Annotated in this window: 20 protein-coding genes; 11 read left to right on the forward strand and 9 right to left on the reverse strand. The window is 62.1% G+C overall.

The window, feature by feature from the left end; all coding sequences use genetic code 11:
• Positions 1 to 178 precede the first annotated feature (178 nt).
• A complete protein-coding gene (locus tag ACIX8_RS22725) occupies positions 179 to 430 on the reverse strand; it encodes a GlsB/YeaQ/YmgE family stress response membrane protein (RefSeq protein ID WP_014267743.1) in 252 nt (83 codons plus the stop codon).
• Between the two features lie 130 nt (positions 431 to 560).
• Between ACIX8_RS22725 and kdsA the strand changes: the two genes are divergently transcribed.
• Positions 561 to 1391: a 3-deoxy-8-phosphooctulonate synthase gene (kdsA, locus tag ACIX8_RS22730; protein ID WP_014267744.1), complete on the forward strand. Its 831-nt coding sequence runs from the start codon at positions 561 to 563 to the stop codon at positions 1389 to 1391.
• Here kdsA and ACIX8_RS22735 read toward each other — a convergent pair whose 3' ends face one another.
• Complete coding sequence (locus ACIX8_RS22735; protein ID WP_014267745.1) at positions 1392 to 1922, reverse strand: DUF2393 family protein; 531 nt, start codon at positions 1920 to 1922, stop codon at positions 1392 to 1394. It abuts the gene before it with no gap.
• 142 nt (positions 1923 to 2064) lie between these two features.
• The gene (locus ACIX8_RS22740; RefSeq protein WP_014267746.1) at positions 2065 to 2826 is read right to left on the reverse strand and encodes an ATP-binding protein; all 762 of its coding nucleotides are present in this window, start codon (positions 2824 to 2826) and stop codon (positions 2065 to 2067) included.
• Between the two features lie 112 nt (positions 2827 to 2938).
• On the opposite strand from ACIX8_RS22740, the gene ACIX8_RS22745 reads away from it, so the two are divergent.
• Together ACIX8_RS22745 and eutC are read left to right on the forward strand one after the other, a co-directional pair.
• A complete protein-coding gene (locus ACIX8_RS22745) occupies positions 2939 to 4318 on the forward strand; it encodes an ethanolamine ammonia-lyase subunit EutB (protein WP_014267747.1) in 1380 nt (459 codons plus the stop codon).
• Positions 4315 to 5085 carry an ethanolamine ammonia-lyase subunit EutC gene (eutC, locus tag ACIX8_RS22750; RefSeq protein ID WP_014267748.1) on the forward strand — a complete coding sequence of 257 codons (771 nt, stop codon included), beginning with the start codon at positions 4315 to 4317 and terminating at the stop codon, positions 5083 to 5085. The genes ACIX8_RS22745 and eutC overlap by 4 nt, the downstream gene beginning before the upstream one ends.
• Positions 5086 to 5450: 365 nt before the next feature.
• Here the strand turns inward: eutC and ACIX8_RS22755 are convergent, their stop codons facing one another.
• Positions 5451 to 6515 carry a CobW family GTP-binding protein gene (locus ACIX8_RS22755; RefSeq protein WP_190273724.1) on the reverse strand — a complete coding sequence of 355 codons (1065 nt, stop codon included), beginning with the start codon at positions 6513 to 6515 and terminating at the stop codon, positions 5451 to 5453.
• Positions 6516 to 6861: 346 nt separating this feature from the next.
• Between ACIX8_RS22755 and rpmE the strand changes: the two genes are divergently transcribed.
• Complete coding sequence (gene rpmE, locus ACIX8_RS22760) at positions 6862 to 7104, forward strand: 50S ribosomal protein L31 (protein WP_014267750.1); 243 nt, start codon at positions 6862 to 6864, stop codon at positions 7102 to 7104.
• Between the two features lie 109 nt (positions 7105 to 7213).
• Positions 7214 to 8491 (forward strand): tRNA dihydrouridine synthase, encoded by a 1278-nt coding sequence (locus ACIX8_RS22765; RefSeq protein ID WP_014267751.1) that lies wholly within the window; start codon positions 7214 to 7216, stop codon positions 8489 to 8491.
• A 303-nt stretch (positions 8492 to 8794) separates the two neighbouring features.
• On the opposite strand, the gene ACIX8_RS22770 is transcribed toward ACIX8_RS22765, so the two are convergent.
• From ACIX8_RS22770 to ACIX8_RS22780, 3 genes are read right to left on the reverse strand one after another with little or no spacing between them, the layout of a single operon-like run.
• A complete protein-coding gene (locus ACIX8_RS22770; RefSeq protein ID WP_014267753.1) occupies positions 8795 to 9067 on the reverse strand; it encodes a BrnT family toxin in 273 nt (90 codons plus the stop codon).
• A gap of 34 nt (positions 9068 to 9101) precedes the next feature.
• Entirely contained in the window at positions 9102 to 10976 is a 1875-nt protein-coding gene (locus ACIX8_RS26300) for a serine/threonine-protein kinase (protein ID WP_223295421.1), read from the reverse strand.
• A 53-nt stretch (positions 10977 to 11029) separates the two neighbouring features.
• Positions 11030 to 11560: a YfiT family bacillithiol transferase gene (locus ACIX8_RS22780; protein WP_014267755.1), complete on the reverse strand. Its 531-nt coding sequence runs from the start codon at positions 11558 to 11560 to the stop codon at positions 11030 to 11032.
• Between the two features lie 89 nt (positions 11561 to 11649).
• On the opposite strand from ACIX8_RS22780, the gene ACIX8_RS22785 reads away from it, so the two are divergent.
• Positions 11650 to 12564, forward strand: coding sequence for a glycoside hydrolase domain-containing protein (locus tag ACIX8_RS22785; protein WP_014267756.1), 915 nt, complete (start codon positions 11650 to 11652; stop codon positions 12562 to 12564).
• A 1-nt stretch (position 12565) separates the two neighbouring features.
• Here the strand turns inward: ACIX8_RS22785 and ACIX8_RS22790 are convergent, their stop codons facing one another.
• Positions 12566 to 13738 carry an acyltransferase family protein gene (locus ACIX8_RS22790; protein WP_014267757.1) on the reverse strand — a complete coding sequence of 391 codons (1173 nt, stop codon included), beginning with the start codon at positions 13736 to 13738 and terminating at the stop codon, positions 12566 to 12568.
• A gap of 153 nt (positions 13739 to 13891) precedes the next feature.
• Here ACIX8_RS22790 and tldD point away from each other — a divergent pair, with 153 nt between their 5' ends.
• The 4 genes from tldD (at position 13892) to ACIX8_RS22810 (ending at position 18896) form a co-directional block, all read left to right on the forward strand.
• Positions 13892 to 15358 (forward strand): metalloprotease TldD, encoded by a 1467-nt coding sequence (gene tldD / locus ACIX8_RS22795; protein WP_014267758.1) that lies wholly within the window; start codon positions 13892 to 13894, stop codon positions 15356 to 15358.
• Between the two features lie 74 nt (positions 15359 to 15432).
• Positions 15433 to 15753, forward strand: coding sequence for a hypothetical protein (locus ACIX8_RS22800; protein ID WP_014267759.1), 321 nt, complete (start codon positions 15433 to 15435; stop codon positions 15751 to 15753).
• Positions 15754 to 15774: 21 nt separating this feature from the next.
• Positions 15775 to 17199, forward strand: coding sequence for a TldD/PmbA family protein (locus ACIX8_RS22805; RefSeq protein ID WP_014267760.1), 1425 nt, complete (start codon positions 15775 to 15777; stop codon positions 17197 to 17199).
• Between the two features lie 248 nt (positions 17200 to 17447).
• Positions 17448 to 18896 (forward strand): excinuclease ABC subunit UvrC, encoded by a 1449-nt coding sequence (locus ACIX8_RS22810; RefSeq protein WP_014267761.1) that lies wholly within the window; start codon positions 17448 to 17450, stop codon positions 18894 to 18896.
• Between the two features lie 149 nt (positions 18897 to 19045).
• On the opposite strand, the gene ACIX8_RS22815 is transcribed toward ACIX8_RS22810, so the two are convergent.
• Positions 19046 to 20020, reverse strand: coding sequence for a Gfo/Idh/MocA family protein (locus tag ACIX8_RS22815; RefSeq protein ID WP_014267762.1), 975 nt, complete (start codon positions 20018 to 20020; stop codon positions 19046 to 19048).
• A 217-nt stretch (positions 20021 to 20237) separates the two neighbouring features.
• Between ACIX8_RS22815 and ACIX8_RS22820 the strand changes: the two genes are divergently transcribed.
• Entirely contained in the window at positions 20238 to 21749 is a 1512-nt protein-coding gene (locus tag ACIX8_RS22820; RefSeq protein WP_014267763.1) for an MFS transporter, read from the forward strand.
• The last annotated feature ends 198 nt before the right edge of the window (positions 21750 to 21947 follow it).

The raw sequence follows: 21947 nt of genomic DNA on the forward strand, positions 1-21947 counted from the left end.
GCCCTTTCGTCGGATAGGGGTAGGCGCCACAGTGTCCCATGTGTCTGTGTCGGCCTTGATCTCCTTTATCTTTGCGAGCTCCCAACAAACAGCAGATTCCCTCCGGGAATGACAACAAGAAAAGCAAAACAACCAGAGCCCGGGCATGCCGGGCTCATGTTGTTTTATTTGCAGGCTTTTATCCCTTATTCGTAACCAGTCGATACAGCCAGGTCAGGATGATCGCGCCCAGCGTTGCGACGATGATGCTGAAGATGATTCCGCCACCGCCGACGTGGAAGAAGCTCATGAGCCAACCACCCAGAATCGCGCCGAGAATTCCGATCACGATGTCGCCGATGACGCCGTAACCTTCGCCCTTCATGATCTTGCCGGTCAGGAAACCAGCGATCAGGCCGATCAAAATCCACCAGATAATTCCGTGTCCCATACAATCTCCTCTTCTGCGTTGATTTGACTACGTGCGAATTGAACCACGGCACTGTTCGCAAGTCCACGACTTTTAATAAGGCCTTTTTACGCGGCCCTATTCCACGTCCATTTACGAATACACTTAATTTGTGAGCCATCCAGAAAAGTTCAATATCGGCAGCGTGACCGCGGGCAGCGGCGAGCTGTTTCTTATCGCAGGGCCCTGTGTCCTTGAATCCGAGAGCCATGCACGCGGGTTGGCCGACGCCATCCAGCGCATCGCCTCCGATCTCGGCGTGCCCTACATCTTCAAGGCCAGCTACGACAAGGCCAACCGCACCTCGATCCATAGCTTTCGCGGCCCGGGGCTGGCCGAGGGCTGCCGCATCCTGCGCGCGATCGCGGAGAGCAACAAGCTGCCGGTGCTGACGGACATCCACACGCCCGAGCAGTGCGTGGCGGCGAGCGACGCCCTGGGACCGGTCGAGGCCATGCTGCAGATTCCGGCGTTCCTGTGCCGCCAGACCGACCTGCTGATCGCCGCCGCCAACACCGGCCGCGCGATCAATGTGAAGAAGGGCCAGTTCGTTGCGCCGTGGGACATACGCCATGCGGTCGAGAAGATCCGCGAGAGCGGCAATCAGCGCGTCTCGCTGACGGAACGCGGCGCCAGCTTTGGCTATAACAACCTGGTCGTCGACATGCGCGGGCTGCCGGTGATGCGCGAGTTTGCGCCGGTGGTCTTCGACGGCACGCACTCGGTGCAGACGCCGAGCGGCGGTAAGGGCGTCTCAGGCGGACAGCCGGAGTTTATCCCCGTGCTGGCGCGGGCGGCGGTGGCGGCGGGAATCGACGGAGTGTTTCTGGAGGTCCACGACAACCCCGCCGAAGCTAAGAGCGACGGCGCGAATGCGCTGCATCTCAACAAGCTCAAAGGGGTGCTGGAGACGCTGCTGGCCGTGCATGCGGCCGTGCGGTAGCTATCGCGTGCTGACCTGTGTGGCGTGGATCTCGGGCTTCTGCTGGTTCCAGTTGTCGTTGATGCCTTCAAAGATCAGCCGGAAGTCGGCCTCCGCGCCGGGAGCCAGCGGGGCGGCGCTGACCGGCTCGGTGTCGATGTAGGGTTCGCGGGTGCGGATCAGGCTCAGGGGGACGGTCTCAGTCTGCGGAGGCATCCCCGTGTCGTTGGCAAACAGCACCTGCACGGTGACGCCGGTGACCGTCGACGGGCCGTGGTTCGCGATGTGGCCGTCGATGTAGGTGGATTTGCCGCCGGAGATACTCGTCGACTCGCTCATCTGAATGTTGCTGATCGCGAGATTGGGGCCATAGGCCGCGTTAGCAGCAGACGAGCTGCCATGACGGTGGCCCAGCATCACCAGCACGAGCACCAGGATCACCACCGCAACCGAGGCGATACCTACAGCCGTCGTGGGAAAGCTGCGCTCGCGGGGCGGCTCGTTGAACATTCCGGAGGATGGCGTCGTTGACTTCGGGTCAGGTGCCTGCATGATTGCCGATTCTATACCGCCAGCGTGCGTGTGATGGCAAACTCGCTTCTCGACTCTCGCAGCTCGAAGTTGGGCACAGGATCGAGCCAGGGTTTTCTTACGAGACTCGAGAGGTGAGTAGCGAGAAACGAGTCGAGACGGCCTAGGCGAAGCTGGCGCGTTTGACCTTCTGGCGGAAGTCCTCGCCGGTCATCTCGACGACGACGCACATCTCCTGCAGGCGCGAACGCATGCGCTCGCCGATGCGGTCGCCCAGGGTCTCTTCGCGCACTGCGGCGCGTGCCCCTGAGACCTCGCCGCCAAAGGGCGGGAGGTTCGCATAGTTGGTCGTGATGATGGTCGTGCGGCGGTCGTTGTAGCGGGTGTTCAGAATGTGCGCGACGGTGTCCCACACCCAGTCGGTCGGCTTCGACGCGCCAAGTTCGTCGAGCACCAGCACTTCGGCCTCAAACACCGGGGCGAGGACTTCGAGCTCCGTTTCGTTCACGCTGCGGTTGTAGCTGTTCTGCACCTGCTTGAGCAGGTCGCGATAGTCGTAGAACAGCCCCTTGGCGCCGCGCTCGGAGATCAGCGCCTGCAGCATGCCCACCGCGAGGTGCGTCTTGCCGACGCCGATGGAGCCGGTAAGCAGCAGACCGTTGCCGTTGGTGTCGAACGGGTAGCCCTGGACGAACTTGCGCGCCATCACATGGGCGGAGGCCAGCGAGCGGCTGGCCCCGGCGAAGTTGGTGACGTACTCGTCGAGCGAGCAGTGCGCGTAGCGCTGCGGGATGCGGGCCTGCTCCGTCGCCCGCTCGGTACGGCGAGCCGCCCGGCAGACGCACTCCTGCGCGACGCGGATGCCGCCGGGGCGTTCGACGAGGCGCAGGCCGGAGCCGTCGCAGATAGGGCAGGGTTCAACCATTGATATCCAGTATCGCAGCCTTGCCGGTCTGTGCGAATCACGCCGCAAACGAGGAAAGCTGCCGCCTGACGCAAGGACGTAACGGCGACCTACTACAATCTGGGCAACACGTATGCCATACAGTCACACAGTTCGCGGCGTGAAACATACCTTCGCCAACCTGCGGACGCTGCTGGCCAAGGCTTCGCCGCTGCGGTCGGGTGACCAGCTTGCGGGTATAGCAGCCTCCGGGGCGGAGGAGCGGGTCATCGCCCAGATGACCCTCGCCGAGCTGCCCCTGAGCGTCTTCACGAATGAAGCCGTCATTCCCTACGAGACCGATGCCGTAACGCGCCTCATCATCGATAGCCATGATCCGCAAGCCTTTGCGCCGATCGCCGGGCTGAGTATCGGCGAGTTCCGCGACTGGCTACTCTCCGACGAAGCCACCGGCGAGCGGCTTGCCGGACTGTCGATCATGCCGGAGATGGCTGCCGCCGTCTCCAAACTGATGCGCGTGCAGGATTTGATCCAGGTGGCCCGTAAGATCTCTGTGGTCTCCCGCTTCCGCACGACGGTCGGTCTCCCCGGGCGGCTTTCCACTCGGCTGCAGCCGAACCATCCCACCGACGACCCGCTGGGCATCGCCGCCAGCATCCTGGATGGTCTGCGGCTGGGTTCCGGCGATGCGGTCATCGGGATCAACCCGGTCTCGGACAGCGTGGCCAGTGTGACCCATCTGCTGCGGCTGATCGACCACGTGCGCCTGCGCTACAGCATTCCTACGCAAAGCTGCGTGCTGGCCCACGTCACTACGCAGATGGAAGCCATGCAGCAGGGTGCGCCGCTCGATCTGCTCTTTCAATCGATCGCCGGAACCGAGGCCGCGAATGCGTCGTTCGGAGTCAGCCTGGAGCTGCTCGACGAAGCCCATGCCATGGCCCGCGAGCTCAAGCGCGGAGGACTTGACGGTGAGACCGGCGGAGAGAACGTCTTCTACTTCGAGACCGGCCAGGGCAGTGCGCTCTCGGCGAATGCGCACCACAAGGTAGACCAACAGACGCTCGAAGCCCGCGCCTACGCCGTCGCGCAACGTTACAAACCGATGCTGGTGAACACGGTCGTAGGCTTCATCGGGCCGGAGTACCTGTATGACGGCAAACAGATTCTGCGCGCAGGGCTCGAAGACCACTTCTGCGGCAAGCTGCTCGGCCTGCCGATGGGATGTGACATCTGCTACACCAACCACGCCGAAGCCGATCAGGATGACATGGACGCTCTGCTGACCATGCTGGGCGCGGCCGGCGTCAACTACATCATGGGCGTGCCTGGCGCCGACGACATCATGCTGAACTACCAGAGCACCTCGTTCCACGACGCGCTCTACCTGCGCCGTCTGCTGGGGCTCAGGCCCGCGCCGGAGTTCGAAGCCTGGCTCGCCGGCGAAGGTTTTCATCAACTCCAGCGCCTCGGTCAGCCTGCGGCGCTGCTGCCGCTGGAGGTTGCCCAATGAGCCGCGAGATCGACAAGACAGATAAGCCGCAAGAGCTCCCCACCACCGCGCGCCTCTCGTTGGGCCTTACCGGCGCTGCCATTCCTACGCGGGAGCAGCTTCGCTTTCAGCTCGATCATGCGCTCGCGCGCGACGCGGTTCACACCCTGCTCGACATTCCGGCGCTGCTGCATGGACTGCAGCTGCGAGGCCGCGCAGGCTTCGTGCTGCGCAGCGCGATCGAAGGCGAATCCCGCCAGAAGGGCCGCCATCTCTACCTGCGCCGCCCCGATCTCGGCCGCACCCTGCATCCTGACTTTGCACAAGCACTGCGGGACTATGCCGCGAGCACCCCGGAAAAACCCGACGTTGCCTTCATCCTCGTGGACGGACTCTCCGCGCTGGCCATCGAGCGCCATGCGCTGCCGCTGCTCGATGCCCTGCTTCCCACGCTGGACGACTGCTCCCTGGGGCCCATCTGCATCGTCTCGCAGGGCCGCGTGGCCATTGGCGATGAGATCGGACATCTGCTCGGAGCCAGACTTGTCGTGCTGATGATCGGCGAACGCCCCGGACTTAGTTCGCCGGACTCGCTCGGGGTCTACATCACGTGGAACCCTCTTCCCGGCCGCACGGACGCCGAGCGCAACTGCGTGTCGAATATCCGTCAGGAGGGGCTGAGCTATAACGATGCAGCACAACGTATCGCGTTCTATATGAAGGAAGCCCGACGACTTGAGGCTACGGGTGTTGCGCTTAAGGAGAGCTCGGGATTGAAGAGTGGCTAGGGTCCTGCTATAGCTGACCCCATGATGTGTTTTATCTCACCACAGAATCGTCATCCTGAGCGAAGCGTCCCAGCCTTTGGGGACGCGAAGTCGAAGGACCCCAACGGTTGCAGTATCACCCATGCTCTTCGCACCTTTTCTAGCTCAGGCGCTCGAGCTTGGGCTTTCGTGGTGGAAAAGGTCCCAACATTGTTTGGTGAGATCAAATCCCTCGGGGTCCTTCGACTACGCACCTCGCAAAGAACGCGAGGTGCTTCGCTCAGGATGACGCATCTGTGAGGGATGTGAGCAAGAGCATATGGGTACATCCACGGGAGAAGAGACACCGGGGAAGCCTGCGGCTCCTCTCTGGTAAGGGATGGAGATCACCCGGCAGTCGCACTGAGATCGCTGCAGGCCTCGTCCATCGCCGCGATGAGAGTATTAAAGAAGCCTTCGATGACCTCTTTCTTGATGCTCTGCGTGATGATGACCAGCCGGGTGCGGTGGTCCTCGTCGGGCCACTGGTCCAGCCACTGCACAGGATGGAAGATGTGCTGCACGCCGTGAACCACTGCAGGCCGGTCCTCTCCCTTTACATTGACGATGCCCTTCATACGCAGCAACTGCGGCCCTACCTTCGCGGCCATGATCTCGATGAACATCTCGAAAGCCAGCCCGTGGATCGGCTGCTCGTGCGTGATAGCAAATGATTCAATCTTGTCGTTGTGCCGATTCACGTTGTGATGGTGATGATGTCCCTCATGCTCCTGCCGTTGATAAGCCTCTGCCTGGAGCCAGCTTCGTACGTCCTCGGTCTTCTTCAAAGGGTCGTATCCCTCTTCGCCGAAGAGATCGGACACGGAGAGTTCCGGTGGCCGTCCCGTCAGAATCTTCGCCGCAGGGTTGATGCGGTGAAGCCTGTCGATCAGTTCTTCGCGAACATCTTTGCTGACGAGGTCCGTCTTGCTCAGGAGGATGCGTTCCGCCATCGCGGCCTGTTTGCGGGACTCCCGATGAGTATCGAGCGTGTGGCTGCCGTTGACGGCATCTACCACCGTAACGACGCTGTCGAGATGGTAGAGGGCCTGTAGCTCCGGCGAGGTCATCAGCGTGTGGATGATGGGCACGGGGTCCGCGAGGCCGGTTGTCTCGATCACCACCCGGTCGAATCCTGAACCGACGTAGCGTCTTGCGATCAACGATTGCAGGGTTTGATGGAGATCATCCTGGATGGTGCAGCAGATGCAGCCGCTTTGCAGCTCGACGATGTTCTCGTCGCTATGCTCGACGAGGCTGTGGTCCAGGCCTACTTCGCCGAACTCGTTGATGATAACGGCGGTGTTTGCCATCTCGGGCATCTTCAACAGGGCGGAGAGCAACGTGGTCTTCCCCGCTCCGAGGAAGCCGGAGAGGACGGTAACGGGCAGGCGGGTATCGGTCGTCGACATATCCGCACTGTAATTTATTGCGAACATATTCGCAATAATGGGTTGGCGAGGGGCTGCGTGGACTGGCGGGGGAAGCAGATCCCCTGCGGGGATGACAACAAGAAAGGCAAAGACAACAAGAAAGGCAAAGACAACAAGAAAAGCAAAAAGCAGGGGCAGCTTGCCCTCTTGACGGTGGGTGGTAAACTAGCAAAAAGCGCCTGAAACCCCGGGAGTCGGGGTCCAAGCTCGCAGCGCGACAGGAACATCGATGCACTGAGCCCCTTGAAGATCGGCCCAACCGGCTGGTTTCAATGCCACTGCAAGCGAACCGTTCTGCGGCGGGTTAGCTACGAAAGGTATCACCATGGCAAAGACTGGAATTCATCCCACCTACGAAAACATCAATGTGAAGTGCGCCTGCGGAAACATCTTCCAGACGCGTTCCACGCACAAGGGCGACATCGTCGTCGAAATCTGCTCCGCCTGCCACCCGTTCTTCACCGGCAAGCAGAAGCTGGTCGACACCGCCGGACGCATCGAGCGCTTCCGCCGCAAGTTCGCGGCAACCGATGCGAAGAAGGCCGAAGCCGCTGCCAACGCGAAGTAACTCTCGCAGCATTTCAGCGAAACCGAGAGGCCTCCGCGACCAGCGGGGGCCTTTCTTCTTGAACTAGTATCTTTTGATACTTGAAAGCCTTGTGGAACGCGATACGTATATGAAGAAGGATTGGGAGACAACGGCAACCTCAGATACGCGTGAGATGCCGCAGCACGCGCGCGTGCCCGCCGAGATGCACATCGGCGGCGTGCGGATCGCGCCCGCGACCGTGCTCGCGCCCATGGCCGGAGTTACGGATACGGTCTTCCGCCGCTTCATCAAGAACTCGTCCATGTTTACCGCTGAAGCCGCTACACCCGAAACACAGGGTGCGGACATCGACGTTGAAACCTCGAATGAGGTCTCCGGCTGCGGGCTCATCATGACGGAGTTCACCTCGGCCGACGGGCTTTCGAGGATGCGCGAGACCAAGCGCAAGCGTTACCTGACCTACTATGAGGACGAGCACCCGATCTCGGCGCAGCTCTTCGGATCGAACCCGGCCACGCTCGCGGAGAGCGCCATCATCTGTCAGGACGCGGGCTTCGATCTCGTGGACCTGAACCTCGGCTGCCCGGCCAAGCGCGTCGTCGCCTGCAACGGCGGCTCAGGGCTGCTGCGCGATCTGCCCGCAATCCGCACGATCTTTGAGCGCGTGCGCGCGGCGGTGACGATTCCCTTCACTGTGAAGTTCCGCATGGGCTGGAACGACTCGAACATTGTCTGCGTGGAACTCGCGAAGATGGCCGAGGACTGCGGTCTGAACGCCGTTGCGCTGCATGCCCGTACGCGCGAGCAGGGCTACACCGGCGTGGCCCGCTGGGAGTGGATCGCCGCCGTGAAGGACGCCGTGACAATTCCCGTGATCGGCAATGGTGACATCCGTACTCCCGAAGACGCTGCCGCGATGGTGGAAGCGACCCACTGCGACGCTGTGATGATCGGCCGCGCCGCACCGGCGAACCCGTGGATCTTCCGCCAGATTGCGCAGTACACCGCCTCCAAGCAGGCCACCGGCGTGGGCACGTATGACAAGCCAACCGACATGGACCGCTACCGCATGATCCGCGACTACTTCGAGCGGCTGATGCACGAGGTCGCCGAGCATCCTGAGATCGTCGGCCCTGCCGACAGCGATCTGGAGAAGCGCCTGAAGCGCAACCACGAGAGCGCCCAGCGCGATGCCATCGGGCGGATGAAGCAGTTCGCGAGCTGGTTTACGCACGGTGTTCCGGGCGGTGCGACGCTGCGCCGCGAGATCTTCGACGCCAAGCGCGGAGCCCAGGTGATGGAGAAGGTGGAAGCGTTCTTTACACAGCGCGCGAACGAGCTGCAGCCGGACTTTGTTTCCGAACCGGACGCCGAGCTTGAGGCTGCACCCGCGGCATGGGGCTAACTGTTTCTTTTGGTTTTTGTTCCTGGGCCAGGGCCTCATGCAGCAGCATCTTGAGATAGGTCTGATAGCGTAGGCCCCTTGTCTCCGCCTGCGCCCTCGCTCTGGCGAGATCATCATTACTCAGCCGAATTGTGGTTGCAGTCGTACTGAGCCCCAACCGCTTGGCTGTCGTCCCACGGGTGATTTTGCCTTCGGCTTCAGCTCTCTCGAACAGTTTGACGACCAGGTTGGGATTTGCATCCCACCATTCAGCCTCCTCGCGTTCTGTCGCGAACTTTGGAACCCCTTCCATCTTGACACTCATCACTGTCTCCTTTGGCCCTGTATGTATTTCAACCGAAGCGCGCGAGGAGCTTCATAGGCCGTAACCACCCGCAATCGTTCTTCGCGCCACGTTGTGAGTACTACGAGATAGCGCAACGCTTTCGTCGCGCCAACATGCAATACTCTCTCTTCATCTCCGTGAATCTGCACCATCAGTTCGAGGGGATCATTGAGAAGGACGTGTTCCGCCTCCTCGGGTGTAATGTCGTGCCGAGCGATGTGGCTTATATTTGCTTCATCCCAATCGAACACCTACTCCTCCATTGTACATACAACGTATTAACACTCAACTCCGCCCGCTCTGCTTCCGCCATATCACTCGAATCTCCTGCCGCCAGCGCTCATCGAGCGCCAGCAGGTTCCACTCCACGTGCGGCGAGAGATAGCGCAGGATCGTCTCCGTTGCCGGATGGATGTACAGGGTGGGAGCCACGAGATATAAGCGCGGCGGCAAGGGCGAAAGCTCGACGCCGCGAAAGTAGCCGTGGCGCTGAAACTCGCCGAGGCCCGTCGTCGCGTCGGCGGTCTGTAGGTGGTGGTGGCGCACGCGAATCCAATAGTCGAGCCCCTGAAGCGCGAGTTGGAGATCGTCGTCGGCTTTGAGTTCGATGACGGCCAGGCGGCCGTCGGCGGTGACGCCGAGCAGGTCGAGCAGGCCACGGTCGCTGGCGCCAGCAATGGCGGGCACCTGCGTGTAGACATGATTTGGATCGAGATGAGGGATGACGCGGGGTTCGTGAGGATTGCCTGCCTCAGCAAAAGGTGGGACCGACTCAGGACGATCCGCGCGATTGCCGCGCGTGTCGGGATCGGGGTCGTTCGCGAAGGCTTCGGCGCGAGGCAAAGAAGCAACTCTCGGCTGGGGCGCGAGGCTGCGCGTGAGCGGAGCGAGATCGCGGCGCAGCACGGACTCCAGCCAGCGTTCGGGAGCGGCCCGGTAGAGCGGGTCCTGCGCGGGATTGCCCTCTTCCGCAGGACGCTCCGCACGAAGCTGCAGGCGCGAGTGCGCGGCGGTGGCCGAGGCAGCGCCGATGCGGCGTGACGGTCTCTGGCCGCGACGAGCGAAATCAGTAGCAGAACCAAACGCACGGCGACGGCGGAAGAGTTCGGCGATCCTGGCGGCGATCTCGCGGCATGTGGCCGACGTCAGGGGTGTCTCATCGACTCCTGCCGTAATCTCCAGCGTGCGCGCAAAGCTGTTCGGTGCAAGACCGATGCGGGCGCGGGCGAACTCCATGCCGTGCAGCAGGAAGGCCAGTTCCGCCGTACTGCGCAGGCGCTGCTCCACTCGTTGCTCTTCGCCAGCCGGCACAAGCTGCATCACCTGCTCGATGGCGTCTGCAAAGCGCTCGCTCGCGGCCTTCTCGTCGGGATGATGCACCAGACGTGTGCGCAGATTGCCCTGGTCAGCGGCATCACGCGGCGTTAACTCTTCTGTGTTTTGGTCAAGCTCGTAGAGCCGCCACTGCGCTGCCGCCTCGTTGAGCCAGGCGAGGCGCGAGAGCGTCAGCGTTGCCGTGCCACGCGGCAGAATAAGCTTGAGGCCTTGGTACAAGCGCCTTCCGCCAGCCTGCTCACGGCAGTGATGCAGCCACAGGATGCCGAGAGTAAGGATGCCGTCGATGGTTGTCGCGGTCTCCTGCTCGTTCACCCCGATCACGGCCCAGGCCTGATTGCCTCGTATCAACGAGCCGCGCGCATAGGCCGGACCGAAGCTGCGTTCGAGATCCATCGCGGTGCGAAAGGCGTCGGGCTTCCAATCAGGGAACTCGCGTTGCAGCACTCGTTCGAGTGTCTTGAGGTAGCGCGTACGCGCAGCCTCGCGAGTAGTTGGAGTGCGGCGCTCGCGCGAGCTTACAAGCTCGAGCAGCTTTGGCTGCGCCTGGCCGAAGCGCTGCGTCGACAGCCGCAGCGATCCATTGCGCGGGGTCGCGGAGAGAATGCGGCGCACCATGTTGCGCTCTTCGCTCCACAGATGCAGCGTGCAGCGGTCGTGCTCGGTGGAGAGCGTGTACTTCGCGGAGCGGAGATCGAAGAGAACTTTGCCGTCTTCGAGTATTGCGGCTTCGCCGTATTGCGCGACGAAGTCTTCAATCGCAGTGGCGATCTGCGCAGCGGTTTGGGGCGCGACTGATTTGTCCGCGGAGGGTCGAGGCGGCATAGGGAAGCTAAATGACCTTGCTGTTTCCTGTTGGCTACTTCCTGTTTCCTGCTTTACCAGCCCCGCTGAATGCGCAGTCTCGTAATGTGCGCGACGTGGTGGAGCGAGTGCCATGCATACTCCAGCGTCACCGCATCGAGCGCCATCGGACCGCGCTCGCTGTGGCGAAAGCCGCGATGCCACTGATCTTCGGTCATCGTCTGCAGCAGCATCACCCAGCGTGCATGGACACTTTCGATCAGTTCCAGTGACCACTCGATGGGCGCTGCAACATCAGGTAGTTCAGCGAAGGCTTTTTCGTCGTAGCCGTGGACCTCAGGCCAGTCCTCTGTGAGGGCCTTGCGCAGGCGGTGGAAGGCGGTCATGTGCGAGTCTGCGACGTGATGTACCACCTGGCGCAGAGTCCAGCCTCCCTCACGATAGGGAGTGCTGAGCTGCGCCGCGCTGAGGTGCCGAACAGCCTCGCGCAGCAACTCAGGCATCTCAGCCAGTGTAAGGATCGCGTTGCGGCGGTCTTCCGGGGTAATGGTCTGGGGCGGCGTGAACGTACCGATAGGATAGCGAGGGTCCGGCGGCTCGGGCATCGTGCGATTTCCTTGAGGGTAGCGCTCTACATGGCCGCTCTCTGAGAGCGATTGTAGCCGCAGTTGTAAGCTGGGCAGGAGGAGAATCAATGCGCATCGTGGGTCTGGGTATCTTATTGGGAACGATGGCCGTCTGTGGCTGTTCACGAGGCAGCGGTCCAGCACAATCCGCCAGTTCCACGGCTGCAACTTCCGCTTCGGCGCAATCTGCTGTTCCGGTCGCGTCCTCTGCATCCGCCGACACGCAATCTCTCGGCTTCGACCGCAACGACTATCCCGGCGACGACACCATGGCCGCCATGCGCAAAGACTTTGCCTTTACCGGCTACTGGCTCACCGTCCCTCCCGGTGACGATACCAACTCCTGGGCTGGCAAGCGGGAGCTGCTCAAGCAGCAGGGCTGGGGCTTTCTCGTGCTGGCCAACGGCCGGCTCGACGCGGAGATTCTTAAGGCGAAGAAGGCCGGAACTACGCCCGCGGACCTCGGGCGCAAGGATGCCGCTGTTGCTGTAAAGGCCGCGCAGAGCGAAGGCTTTCCCAAGAACACTATCGTCTTTCTGGACCAGGAAGAAGGAGGGCGGCTGCTCGATGAACAGGCTGCCTACCTGCTGGGCTGGACGGAGGCCGTTGCCGCCTCGGACTACCGTCCGGGCGTCTATGCCAGCGGGCAGCGTGTGCAGGACGATCCCGGCGTGTGGATCGACACGGTGCAGGACATCCGCGACCGCGTGAAGAAGGGCGGACTGCACGAGGTCGCCATCTTCGACACGCAGGACCAGTGCCCTCCCGCAGCGGGGTGCACGCTGAAGACCAAGCCCCTCTCCGAGGCCGGCGAGCCCGATCTGGTGGCGTGGCAGTACTCGCAGTCGCCACGCAGGCCCGCCATCACCAAGAGCTGCGCGAAGACCTATGCTTCGGATGGCAACTGCTACGCTCCGGGATTCCCGAAGGTGTTTCTGGATATGAACGTTGCGAACTCACCCGACCCCTCGCACGGACGTTGAGTTAAAGCGCGGGCTCCAGGCGCGCTTCTTCATCAACCGAAGAAACTGGTACGCGTTTTTCGCGGTGGTCGCGCAGTGCCAGGAAGGGCCGCTCCACACAGAGATAGAGAATGGCCGCGCCTGCAACACAGGTAACTCCGAGGAGCAGTACCGAGCGCCAGTCGCGGGCCTGCGCGAGGTGGTGCCAATAAAGGCTGTCGAGGCGGGCGATCTCTTTGTGCGTCAGGTAGAGGCTGAAGGCGAGCGTTGCCAGGAGCTTCGCGCCCGGCACGCGCACGCGTCCCAGCCAACTGCGCGTCTCGATGGCGGCGACCACCAGGAACGCCAGCCCCAGCGATAGCAAGGGATAACCGATCACGATGCCCACGGCGGCTGGGCCCGTATCGGAGCTGAAGCGGTTGAAAAACAGGTACACACAGCCTCCAACAAGAGCGCATCCCGCCAACAGAAGCCAGTTCGCGCGACGGGCGATGGCGGACCACCATGCCGGGCGAAAGATTCTGATCAGCGCCAGGGCCACTCCCGCCAGCAGGCCATCGAGACGACTGTAGGTCGGGTAGTAGATGCGTTCGATGTATCGCGTGCTGAACTCATCGCCATTCGTATCCAGCGGGCGCAGGACGTGCACCAGCTCGTAGCTGCGCATGGCGACTCCCAGCACAACGAAGAAGAGCAGCACAGAGACGGTCTTCCATAGCGCAGGCCGGCGCGACAGCCACAGAACCAGGAGCGGGAGCACCAGGTAGAAGTGCTCTTCCACGCACAGCGACCACACGTGCGAGAACGCATGATTCTTCGAGTAGTCGACGAAGAGATTCTCGGTGAAGGTCAAAAACTGCCATAACGGGGACATTGCCTTGTCCTCATGCCATGCCGGCCAAAGCAGGTAGAGTCCCAGGACTACGAGGTACGCCGGCAGAATCCGGTAGGCGCGCTTGCGATAGAACTCGATCAGCGAGATCTCCTGCCTCCGGCTCACCGGCCGCAGCAGCTGCGAGCCGATCAGGTAGCCGCTGAGTACAAAGAACAGGTCCACGCCCATCCAGCCGAACCTGGCGACCGGCATCAGCCGCTCCGGCAGCCTCCAGGACAGGTGAAAGGCCATTACCGCCAGAATTGCCAGCGCACGGAGGGTGTCGAGACCTGCAATTCGGGTGGAGATAGGCTTTTTCATGGGGTTATGGGGTTAAAGCGGCGTCTGAGGACGATAGTACGGGGCAGCCGGGCTGCGGATTTCGCGGGGTATACGGAACGCCAACAGCCCCGCCCAGGCGTGTCCGGAGGGCCTGCCATGCTGCATGTCCGAGTATCGGACTAGAATAGAAAGATGGCGTCTGCCTCATACTCATTGCTGCCTGAAATCACCGACCACAAACGATATTTCTTCGAGAAACTCGGTCTCAGTGAACGTCTGCTCGAGCGCTGCCTCGGGGAGGCCCTGAGCGCGGGCGGTGAGTTTGCCGATCTCTACTTCGAGGCAGTCACCTCGACCTCGCTGGGCATGGATGAGGGAATCGTCAAGACGGCAGCCCAGGGAATCAGCGTGGGATGCGGGATTCGCGTGCTCTCGGGCGAGCGAACCGGCTTTGCCTATACCGACGACCTGAGTTCGGACCGCCTGCTGAAAGCCGCACGTACGGCAGCCCTGATCGCCAGTGGACCGCAGATTGAGCGTGTGCAGGGCTTTACCGAGACGCGCACGCCGCAGCTTTATCCGGTGGCAGGGGTGAGCAGCGACGTCGAGATCGCCGCGAAGCTGAAGCTGATCGAGCGCGCCGACAAGGCTGCCCGCGACTTCGACCCTCGCATCGTGCAGGTGCGGGCCAGCATCAACGACGAGCTGCGCCGCATCCTGATCGCTGCCAGCGACGGCACCTTTGCCAGCGACACACAGCCGCTCGCACGGCTCAATATCTTCGTTATCGCGAAGGATGAGCAAAACAACACGGCCCGCGGCACCAGCGGGGGCGGTGGACGTGTCGCGCTGGACTTCTTTACCGGCGACAAATCGCCCGAGCACTTCGCTCGCGAGGCTGCGCGCACGGCGATTCTGCAGCTTGGCGCGGTGGCTGCGCCCGCAGGCGAGATGGAAGTCGTGCTCGGCCCCGGCTGGCCCGGCGTTCTGTTGCACGAGGCCGTCGGCCACGGGCTTGAGGCCGACTTCAACCGCAAGAAGACCAGCGCCTTTGCCGGCCTGATCGGGCAGCAGGTGGCGTCGAGCAAGGTGACGGTGGTCGACAACGGAACGATGCCTGGACGGCGCGGGTCGTTGAACGTGGATGACGAGGGCAATCCGACGCAGGAGACGGTGCTGATCGAAAACGGCATTCTGCGCGGCTACCTGAGTGACAAGTTGAGCTCGCGGCTGATGAAGATGCCGAACACCGGCAGCGGCCGTCGCGAGAGCTACCAGGCCATCCCCATGCCGCGCATGACCAACACCTACATGCTCAACGGCGAGGACCAGCCCGAGGACATTCTGAAGAGTGTGAAGCGCGGACTCTACGCCGTGAACTTTGGCGGCGGCTCGGTCGACATCACGAACGGCAAGTTCGTCTTCACCGCCAGCGAGGCCTACCTGATCGAAGACGGCAAGGTAACCGCGCCGGTAAAGGGAGCAACACTGATCGGCAATGGGCCTGAGGCCCTGAAGTATGTGTCGATGGTAGGCAACGATCTCGCGCTCGACGAAGGTATCGGCACCTGCGGCAAGGCCGGGCAGAGCGTGCCGGTCGGCGTTGGCATGCCGACGGTCAAGCTGGACCGTATGACGGTCGGCGGCACAGGCCGCTAGCCGCGGCAATAGTTTCGAAGACTACAGAAAAGAAGCCTTCACGCACCGCAACCGCACCAGGAAAGAAATCATGCATGGCTACGAAGGTTGAAGCGAAAACGGAAAAATTGTACGAGTGCGAGGTAAAGCGGCGCCGCGTTCGCGCGAGCGGAACCGGCTATGAGCCGTTCTGGAAGATAAAGAACGTGGACGAAGCCCTGGGCGACGGCGACACCGAGTTTCGCTGCAAGGACTGCCACGGAGCCTTGAAGGTACACAAGCGCCACATCGCCAACGGCCCGGCTTCGCATGCGGCGCACAAGCTGAAGAGCGATGCGGAGCACTGTGCCGGCATCCTCGTTCGCGCGGCTGAGGAAAGCCGTCCGGCGCGGCTTTCGAGCACTCCAGTGCAGTAGAGAGCAACAGGCGGAAGAGACTTGGCTACCGAAACAGATTCGAAGATAGAGTTGCAGAGCCTGGCCGCCGACGTTGTCGCACGCGCGCTCCAAGCGGGTGCGACCGACGCCGAAGCAGTAGGCTTTGAGAGCGAAGAGTTCTCCGTCAACATCCGCCTGGGACAGGTGGAGCAGCTCACGGAGTCAGGCTCGCGAGCGCTGGGGCTGCGCGTTTTCTTCCCCTCCCAGGGCGGACAACGCACGGCCAGCACCTCGACATCGGACCTCTCACGCGAGGGCCTGGAACAACTGGTGCGCGGCGCAGTGGAGCTTGCCAAGGTAACCGGCATCGATCCCTTTGCAGGCCTGCCGGAGCGTGAGGCCTTTGGCTCGCAGAACGTCGACGAGCTGGCGCTCTACTTCGACGACGTGCACGACATTCCCGCCGCCGAGCGCATCGACCTCGCTCGGCGCTGCGAGGCCGCGGCGATGGGCTTCGACACCCGCATCCAGAACTCCAGGGGCGCGGACTTCGATGCCTCGAACGCGCGACGCGTGATGGTGAACTCGCGAGGCTTTGCCGGCGAGTATCGCCGCAGCTACTGCGGCTTCTCCGCCGCGCCCATCGCCCAGGATGCAAGCGGAGCGATGCAGGGCGGCTCCTGGTACTCGAGCGCGCGCAGCGCGAAGCTGCTCGAATCGCCGGAAGAGATCGGCATCATCGCTGCCAAGCGTGCGCTGCGGAGACTCGGCGCGCGACGCGTTCCTACGCAGAAGTGCCCTGTCGTCTTTGCGCCGGAGACTGCGCGGGGGCTGATGGGCAATCTGCTGAACGCGGCCGATGGCGATGCGATCTATCGCAACGCGTCGATGTTCGCAGGCAAGCTCGGCGAACAGGTTGCGGGCGAAAATATCACTATGGTGGATGACGGCACGATGGTCTTCGACCACGCGCTGGCTGACGGCAGCACGCTGCGCGTGGGGGGCTTCGGGACCTCACCCTTCGACGGCGACGGTCTGCCGACACGCCGCACCATGGTGATCGAACGCGGCGTACTGAAAGAGCTGATGCTGAACACCTACACCGCGCGCAAGCTCGGCATGCAGACAACTCACAAGGCCTCGCGCGGTCTGGCGGGCGCTCCGGGGATCGGCGGCGGCAACTATTTTCTTGAACCGGGAACGGCGACACCGGAGCAGATCATCGGCGATGTGCAATCAGGTCTCTACGTGCTGCAGACGATGGGCACCGGCGTGAACCTTGTCACCGGCGACTACTCGCTGGGCGTGAGCGGGTTGTGGATCGAGAACGGCGAACTTGCGTATCCCGTCGAAGAGATCACGATTGCGGGAAACCTGAAGGACATGTTCCGCAATGTGTCGGCGATTGGGGATGACCTGGAGTTTCGCGGCAGCGGCGCTGTGCCGACGGTGCGGGTTGAAGGCATGACGGTCGCGGGCAGTTAGAGCTTTTGCCTTTCTGGTTTGTCATTCCGAGCGCAGCGAGTGAATCTGCTTCCTCCCGTTCTTTGCCCGTATCACCCAGGAATATATGGGCAAAAATTGGAAGCCATGAGTTGTATCGGCCATAACGTCCGTGCTGCCACTGACGAAAAACGGGAGAAAGCAGATTCACTCGCTGCGCTCGGAATGACAAACCAGAAATACAAAAGCAAAACCAGAAATACAAAGGCAGTCCGGCTACAATTCTCGCTGTGAGCGCAGCTTTCGACTTCAGCCATCGCATCGAGTTTCTCCCGGCCAATGCCGACGAGATTCTGCGCAATGTTCCCGCAGCTCCGGGCGTGTTCGCCCTGCGTGGCGAGCGCGAAGGAGATGAACCCTATCTCACCCGTGCGGCAGATCTGCGCAGAAGATTGCGGCGATTGCTCGCTCCCCCGGAAGCGGTCGATGAACAGGGGCGGCCGGTCCTCTCCAAGCGCCTCAACCTGCGTGAAAAAGTCCGCTGGATCGAGTGGACAGCGACAGGCTCGGAGTTCGAGTCCGCACTGGTGCTCTACTGCGCATCGCGTGCGGTCTACGGGGCCGAAGAGGCACGGCGGCGACTGCGGCTGCATCCTCCCTACTTCCTGCGCGTGACCATGACGCACGAGCATCCGCGCGTCTACTCGACCAACCGCCTGAGCAAGCGGGCCCTCGCCGAAACCTTTGGCCCCTTCCCTTCGCGGGCGGCAGCGGAACGCTACTGCGATGCTGTGCTCGATCTCTTCAAGCTGCGACGCTGCTACGAAGACCTGCAGCCCTATCCGGAGCATCCTGGCTGCGTCTACGGCGAGATGAAGAAGTGCATGGAGCCCTGCAAGCTGGCGTGCTCCGCCGAGGAGTATGCCGCCGAGGCGCAGCGCGTCTTCCGGTTCTTCGCCACGAGCGGTGAGTCGATGCTGGCGGAGGTCGCCGCGCTACGCGAGAAAGCCAGCGCGGCCATGGACTTCGAGGAGGCCGCTGCCCTGCACAAGCAATGGGAGCGCGTGAAGGCGGCTGCACTGCTGGTCGATGAGCTGGTGCGTCCGGTCGCGGAACTGCGCGCCGTCGTACTGCAGGAGGCTGCGCCACGCGCAGGCGAGAAGCTTGAGGAGGCCGCGGTCTTTCTGTTGGAGCGAGGAAGGATCGTTGGCCCGGAACCGCTCTCTACGCTGGGCGTTCGCGCGGTGCGGGAACAGACGGCCGTGGGAAGCTCCCTGTTCGCGCAGCCGTTGATGCTGGCGGCGGTCCCTTTGGATGAGCCTGCTTCCGAAGCTCCAGCCGCCACGAAGGCTGCGACGCTCTCTCCCGAGGACCGTGCGCGCGAAGTATTGCAAAGGCTTGCGGAGCGCGCGGACTCTGCGGGCGAGGCGGAGATCAACGAGCGCTGCGATTCGCTCTCGCTCTTTCGCCGCTGGTACTACCGGCCTGAAAAGCAGCGCGCGGGTGAGGTCTTTCTGCCGAACGCCGACGGCGCCTGGCCGATACGCCGCATCCTGAACGGCGCGGCGCGGATCGTGCTCGGGCCTCCGGGGGAGTTGCAGGCCGTCGATCGCGAGGCCGCGAAGAACTTGAAGACGAAGGTGATTCATCCGGGCCGCGAGGGCGTAGAGCGCGTTGTGCCGGTGCTGCCAAAGCGTAGCCGTTCGCGCAAGAGTGTGACGCCGGGGGACATCGGGTAATGGACCTTACCGGCATCCTTCGGTTTTGCTTCGAGTAGCGAGAGATGAGTTGCGAGAGGCGAGTAATGACTCGTATCTCGACTCTCGTATCTCGTGACTCGGAGCATTTCTTCGGGGCTTCGGGCCTCTGTGGCGGCCCCATTATGCGTCTACCCTCGATGAAGTTGCGGAGCCATCACCTGCGCGCGTGCCGTATCGAGAATATGCATCACGTCGCGGGAGATAGTATGCGTCAGTACGGGACTCATCTTCGTCTCCGTGCGCAGCAACTGACAGAAGTGATCCACCTCATACTGGAGCCCACCTGCTGCAAAGGGCTCGTCCAGTGTGACTGCGCGGCCATCCTTATACCGGATCGTGGCCCGCACGGGGTTCCACCAGGGCGCATGCAGGGACACATGGCCTCCCTCCGCGCAGAGCGTTGCTTCACCGGGGGACGAGAGCCCCATGCCGCAGTGAAGCTGCGAAAATCCGCGCTGATGCTCCACCTGCACAAAGGCAAAGGCGTCCACACCGTTCTGCATGCGACCGATGGTCGCGATGGACGAGGCTTGCCCAAGCCACTCCACCGCCAGCCACGCCTGGTAGACGCCGATCCCCTGCAAGGCGCCTCCGTGCAGATCGGCCCGCCACGAAGGATGATCCGGCGGCACACGCGCATCGCAGTATCCCGACTGCACATACTGCACATCGCCGATGGGATCTTCTTCCAGGTGCTTGCGCAGCGAGCGGTGAAGCGGAAAGAAAGGAGGCTTCATCGCCTCCATAAAGAGCTGGTCGTTTTCGCGAGCCGCAACCAGCACCCGATCCAGTTCTTCGCTGCTTCGCATCAACGGCTTCTCACACAGCACCGGTTTGCGCGCCTTGAGAGCTGCCAGCGCAAACTGCTCGTGGGTATCCGGCAGCGTGGCGATATAAACGGCGTCGCATCTTTCGAAGAGCGTGTCCAGCGTCAGGCACGCCTCAGCGTTGCTGGCTTCAGCCAGGGCGGCCACGGTCGCTTCATTGCGTCCCCACACGGCGGAGACACAGGCGTTCTCCGTATGCTGCATGCTGAGGGCGAAGCGGCGCGCGATGCCGCCGCTGCCAATAATGCCAAACCTGATCTTGTCTTTTCCGCTCATCGTCTCTTCGCTCATCTCGGCATTTGTACCTTGTCGATCCACAAGCCGCAAGGGCGCGGCGTCCTTCTGGTTCCTGCCTCTTGGCGTCGAGCTGCGAGAGATGAGTTGCGAGAGGCGAGTAAGGACTCGTATCTCAATTCTCGTATCTCACGACTCGGAGCATCGCTTCGGGTAACAGATCGGTAAGATGATCCTCGTATCCCTCTGGAGGGCGACGATGCACGCTTCCTCGAAAACCCCATCGGCCGCTGTCGGACGATGGGTTCTGGTTGCGACCATTCTCGGATCGAGCATGGCCTTCATCGATGGGACGGTCGTCAACGTTGCGCTTCCAGCGGTGCAGGTTGCTCTGCACGCAACCGCGAGTGATCTTCAATGGGTCGTGGAGTCCTATGCGCTTCTACTCGCTTCGCTGCTTCTGCTGGGAGGCTCACTCGGTGACCTGTACGGTCGCCGCAAGATCTTTGTCGCAGGTGTGCTGGTCTTTGCTGCTGGTTCAGCGTGGTGCGGATTCGCTTCTTCGATTGAGTTTCTGATTCTTGCGCGAGCCTTCCAGGGAGTCGGCGCAGCGCTATTGATACCGGGAAGTCTAGCCCTCATTAGTTCATCCTTTCCGGCAAGCGAACGAGGCCGCGCCATCGGCACATGGTCGGGTTTTACAGCCATTACGGCGGCGGTCGGTCCGGTTCTCGGAGGCTGGCTGGTCCAGCATGGCTCCTGGCGGTGGGTCTTCTTTATCAATCTCCCCCTGGCGGTTGTCGTTGTGGCGTTGACGCTGCGTTATGTCGCAGAGAGCCGCAATCAAGAGGCCAGCCGGATTCTGGATTGGCGAGGAGCCTCGCTGGCGACCCTTGGCCTGGGAGCGACGACCTACGCGCTAATCGAAGCTCCACACGGTGGCCGTATCGTGTGGGCGATGGGCGTTGCCGGAGTTGGCGCGCTCGCCGCCTTCTTACTGCTGGAGGCTCACTCCCCAGCTCCCATGGTCTCCCTCAAGTTATTTCGCTCGAGAGACTTCAGTGGGGCCAACCTGCTTACTTTCTTTCTGTATGCGGCTCTGAGCGGTCTGCTCTTCTTTCTCCCGCTCGATCTCATCCAAGTTCAGCACTACTCCGCGACCCAGGCGGGAGGCGCGCTGCTCCCGCTTATCCTTTTGATCTTTCTGTTGTCCCGCTGGTCCGGTGGACTGATCGCGCGCTATGGGGCAAGGACACCCCTGACGATCGGACCGCTCATAGCGGCGGCAGGCTATGCGCTCATGCTGAGAGGCGGCATCGGCCAGTCCTATTGGACGACACTCTTCCCCGCCATCTTGACGCTTGGCCTGGGGATGGCGATCAGCGTAGCTCCGCTCACGACAGCCGTGATGGAATCCGTCCCCGACAGCGAAGCGGGTGTGGCTTCGGGCGTCAACAATGCCGTTTCACGAATTGCCGGACTCTTAGCGGTCGCGGTCTTCGGCCTGGTCTTGTCGTTCGGGTTCAATCGAGCTCTCACGCATAGCCTTGACCAACTGGCGCTCTCGCCCGAAGCCCTGCAAAACATCAACCGTGAACGCCCCAAACTCGCGGGAGCCGAGACCAGTGACCCGCGCGTGAGACGAGCGATCAACGAAGCCTTCCTGTCCGGGTATCACGATATTCTCCTGATCTCCATTGTCCTGAGCGTGCTCAGCGCGTTCAGCGCTCGCATGATTTCATCCGGTACTCGGGAGGCGGCGGGGTCCTAGAAGCTGGCATCCGGGGTGTTCTTCTGTTTGCGTCGAGTTACGAGAGATGAGTTGCGAGAGGCGAGGAATCAGCTCGTATCTCGATTCTTGTGTCTCACGACTCGAAGCATCCCTGAGTGGTCGCCCCTGGCCTCTGCGGCCACACCCTCATGCGCAAAGCCTCAGTTACGATACGCGAGGCTGGTAATCTTGAAAGAT

The sequence above is a fragment of the Granulicella mallensis MP5ACTX8 genome (genome assembly GCF_000178955.2).
In the GTDB taxonomy this organism is placed as follows: Bacteria; Acidobacteriota; Terriglobia; order Terriglobales; family Acidobacteriaceae; genus Granulicella; species Granulicella mallensis.

Bases quoted from the DNA above. Each gene is read 5' to 3' on its own strand.
- ACIX8_RS22725 (WP_014267743.1), bottom strand. From the start codon at position 430: ATGGGACACGGAATTATCTGGTGGATTTTGATCGGCCTGATCGCTGGT.
- ACIX8_RS22735 (WP_014267745.1), bottom strand. From the start codon at position 1,922: ATGCAGGCACCTGACCCGAAGTCAACGACGCCATCCTCCGGAATGTTC.
- ACIX8_RS22740 (WP_014267746.1), bottom strand. From the start codon at position 2,826: ATGGTTGAACCCTGCCCTATCTGCGACGGCTCCGGCCTGCGCCTCGTC.
- ACIX8_RS22745 (WP_014267747.1), top strand. From the start codon at position 2,939: ATGCCATACAGTCACACAGTTCGCGGCGTGAAACATACCTTCGCCAAC.
- eutC (WP_014267748.1), top strand. From the start codon at position 4,315: ATGAGCCGCGAGATCGACAAGACAGATAAGCCGCAAGAGCTCCCCACC.
- ACIX8_RS22755 (WP_190273724.1), bottom strand. From the start codon at position 6,515: ATGTCGACGACCGATACCCGCCTGCCCGTTACCGTCCTCTCCGGCTTC.
- rpmE (WP_014267750.1), top strand. From the start codon at position 6,862: ATGGCAAAGACTGGAATTCATCCCACCTACGAAAACATCAATGTGAAG.
- ACIX8_RS22765 (WP_014267751.1), top strand. From the start codon at position 7,214: ATGAAGAAGGATTGGGAGACAACGGCAACCTCAGATACGCGTGAGATG.
- ACIX8_RS26300 (WP_223295421.1), bottom strand. From the start codon at position 10,976: ATGCCGCCTCGACCCTCCGCGGACAAATCAGTCGCGCCCCAAACCGCT.
- ACIX8_RS22780 (WP_014267755.1), bottom strand. From the start codon at position 11,560: ATGCCCGAGCCGCCGGACCCTCGCTATCCTATCGGTACGTTCACGCCG.
- ACIX8_RS22785 (WP_014267756.1), top strand. From the start codon at position 11,650: ATGCGCATCGTGGGTCTGGGTATCTTATTGGGAACGATGGCCGTCTGT.
- ACIX8_RS22790 (WP_014267757.1), bottom strand. From the start codon at position 13,738: ATGAAAAAGCCTATCTCCACCCGAATTGCAGGTCTCGACACCCTCCGT.
- tldD (WP_014267758.1), top strand. From the start codon at position 13,892: ATGGCGTCTGCCTCATACTCATTGCTGCCTGAAATCACCGACCACAAA.
- ACIX8_RS22800 (WP_014267759.1), top strand. From the start codon at position 15,433: ATGGCTACGAAGGTTGAAGCGAAAACGGAAAAATTGTACGAGTGCGAG.
- ACIX8_RS22815 (WP_014267762.1), bottom strand. From the start codon at position 20,020: ATGAGCGGAAAAGACAAGATCAGGTTTGGCATTATTGGCAGCGGCGGC.
- ACIX8_RS22820 (WP_014267763.1), top strand. From the start codon at position 20,238: ATGCACGCTTCCTCGAAAACCCCATCGGCCGCTGTCGGACGATGGGTT.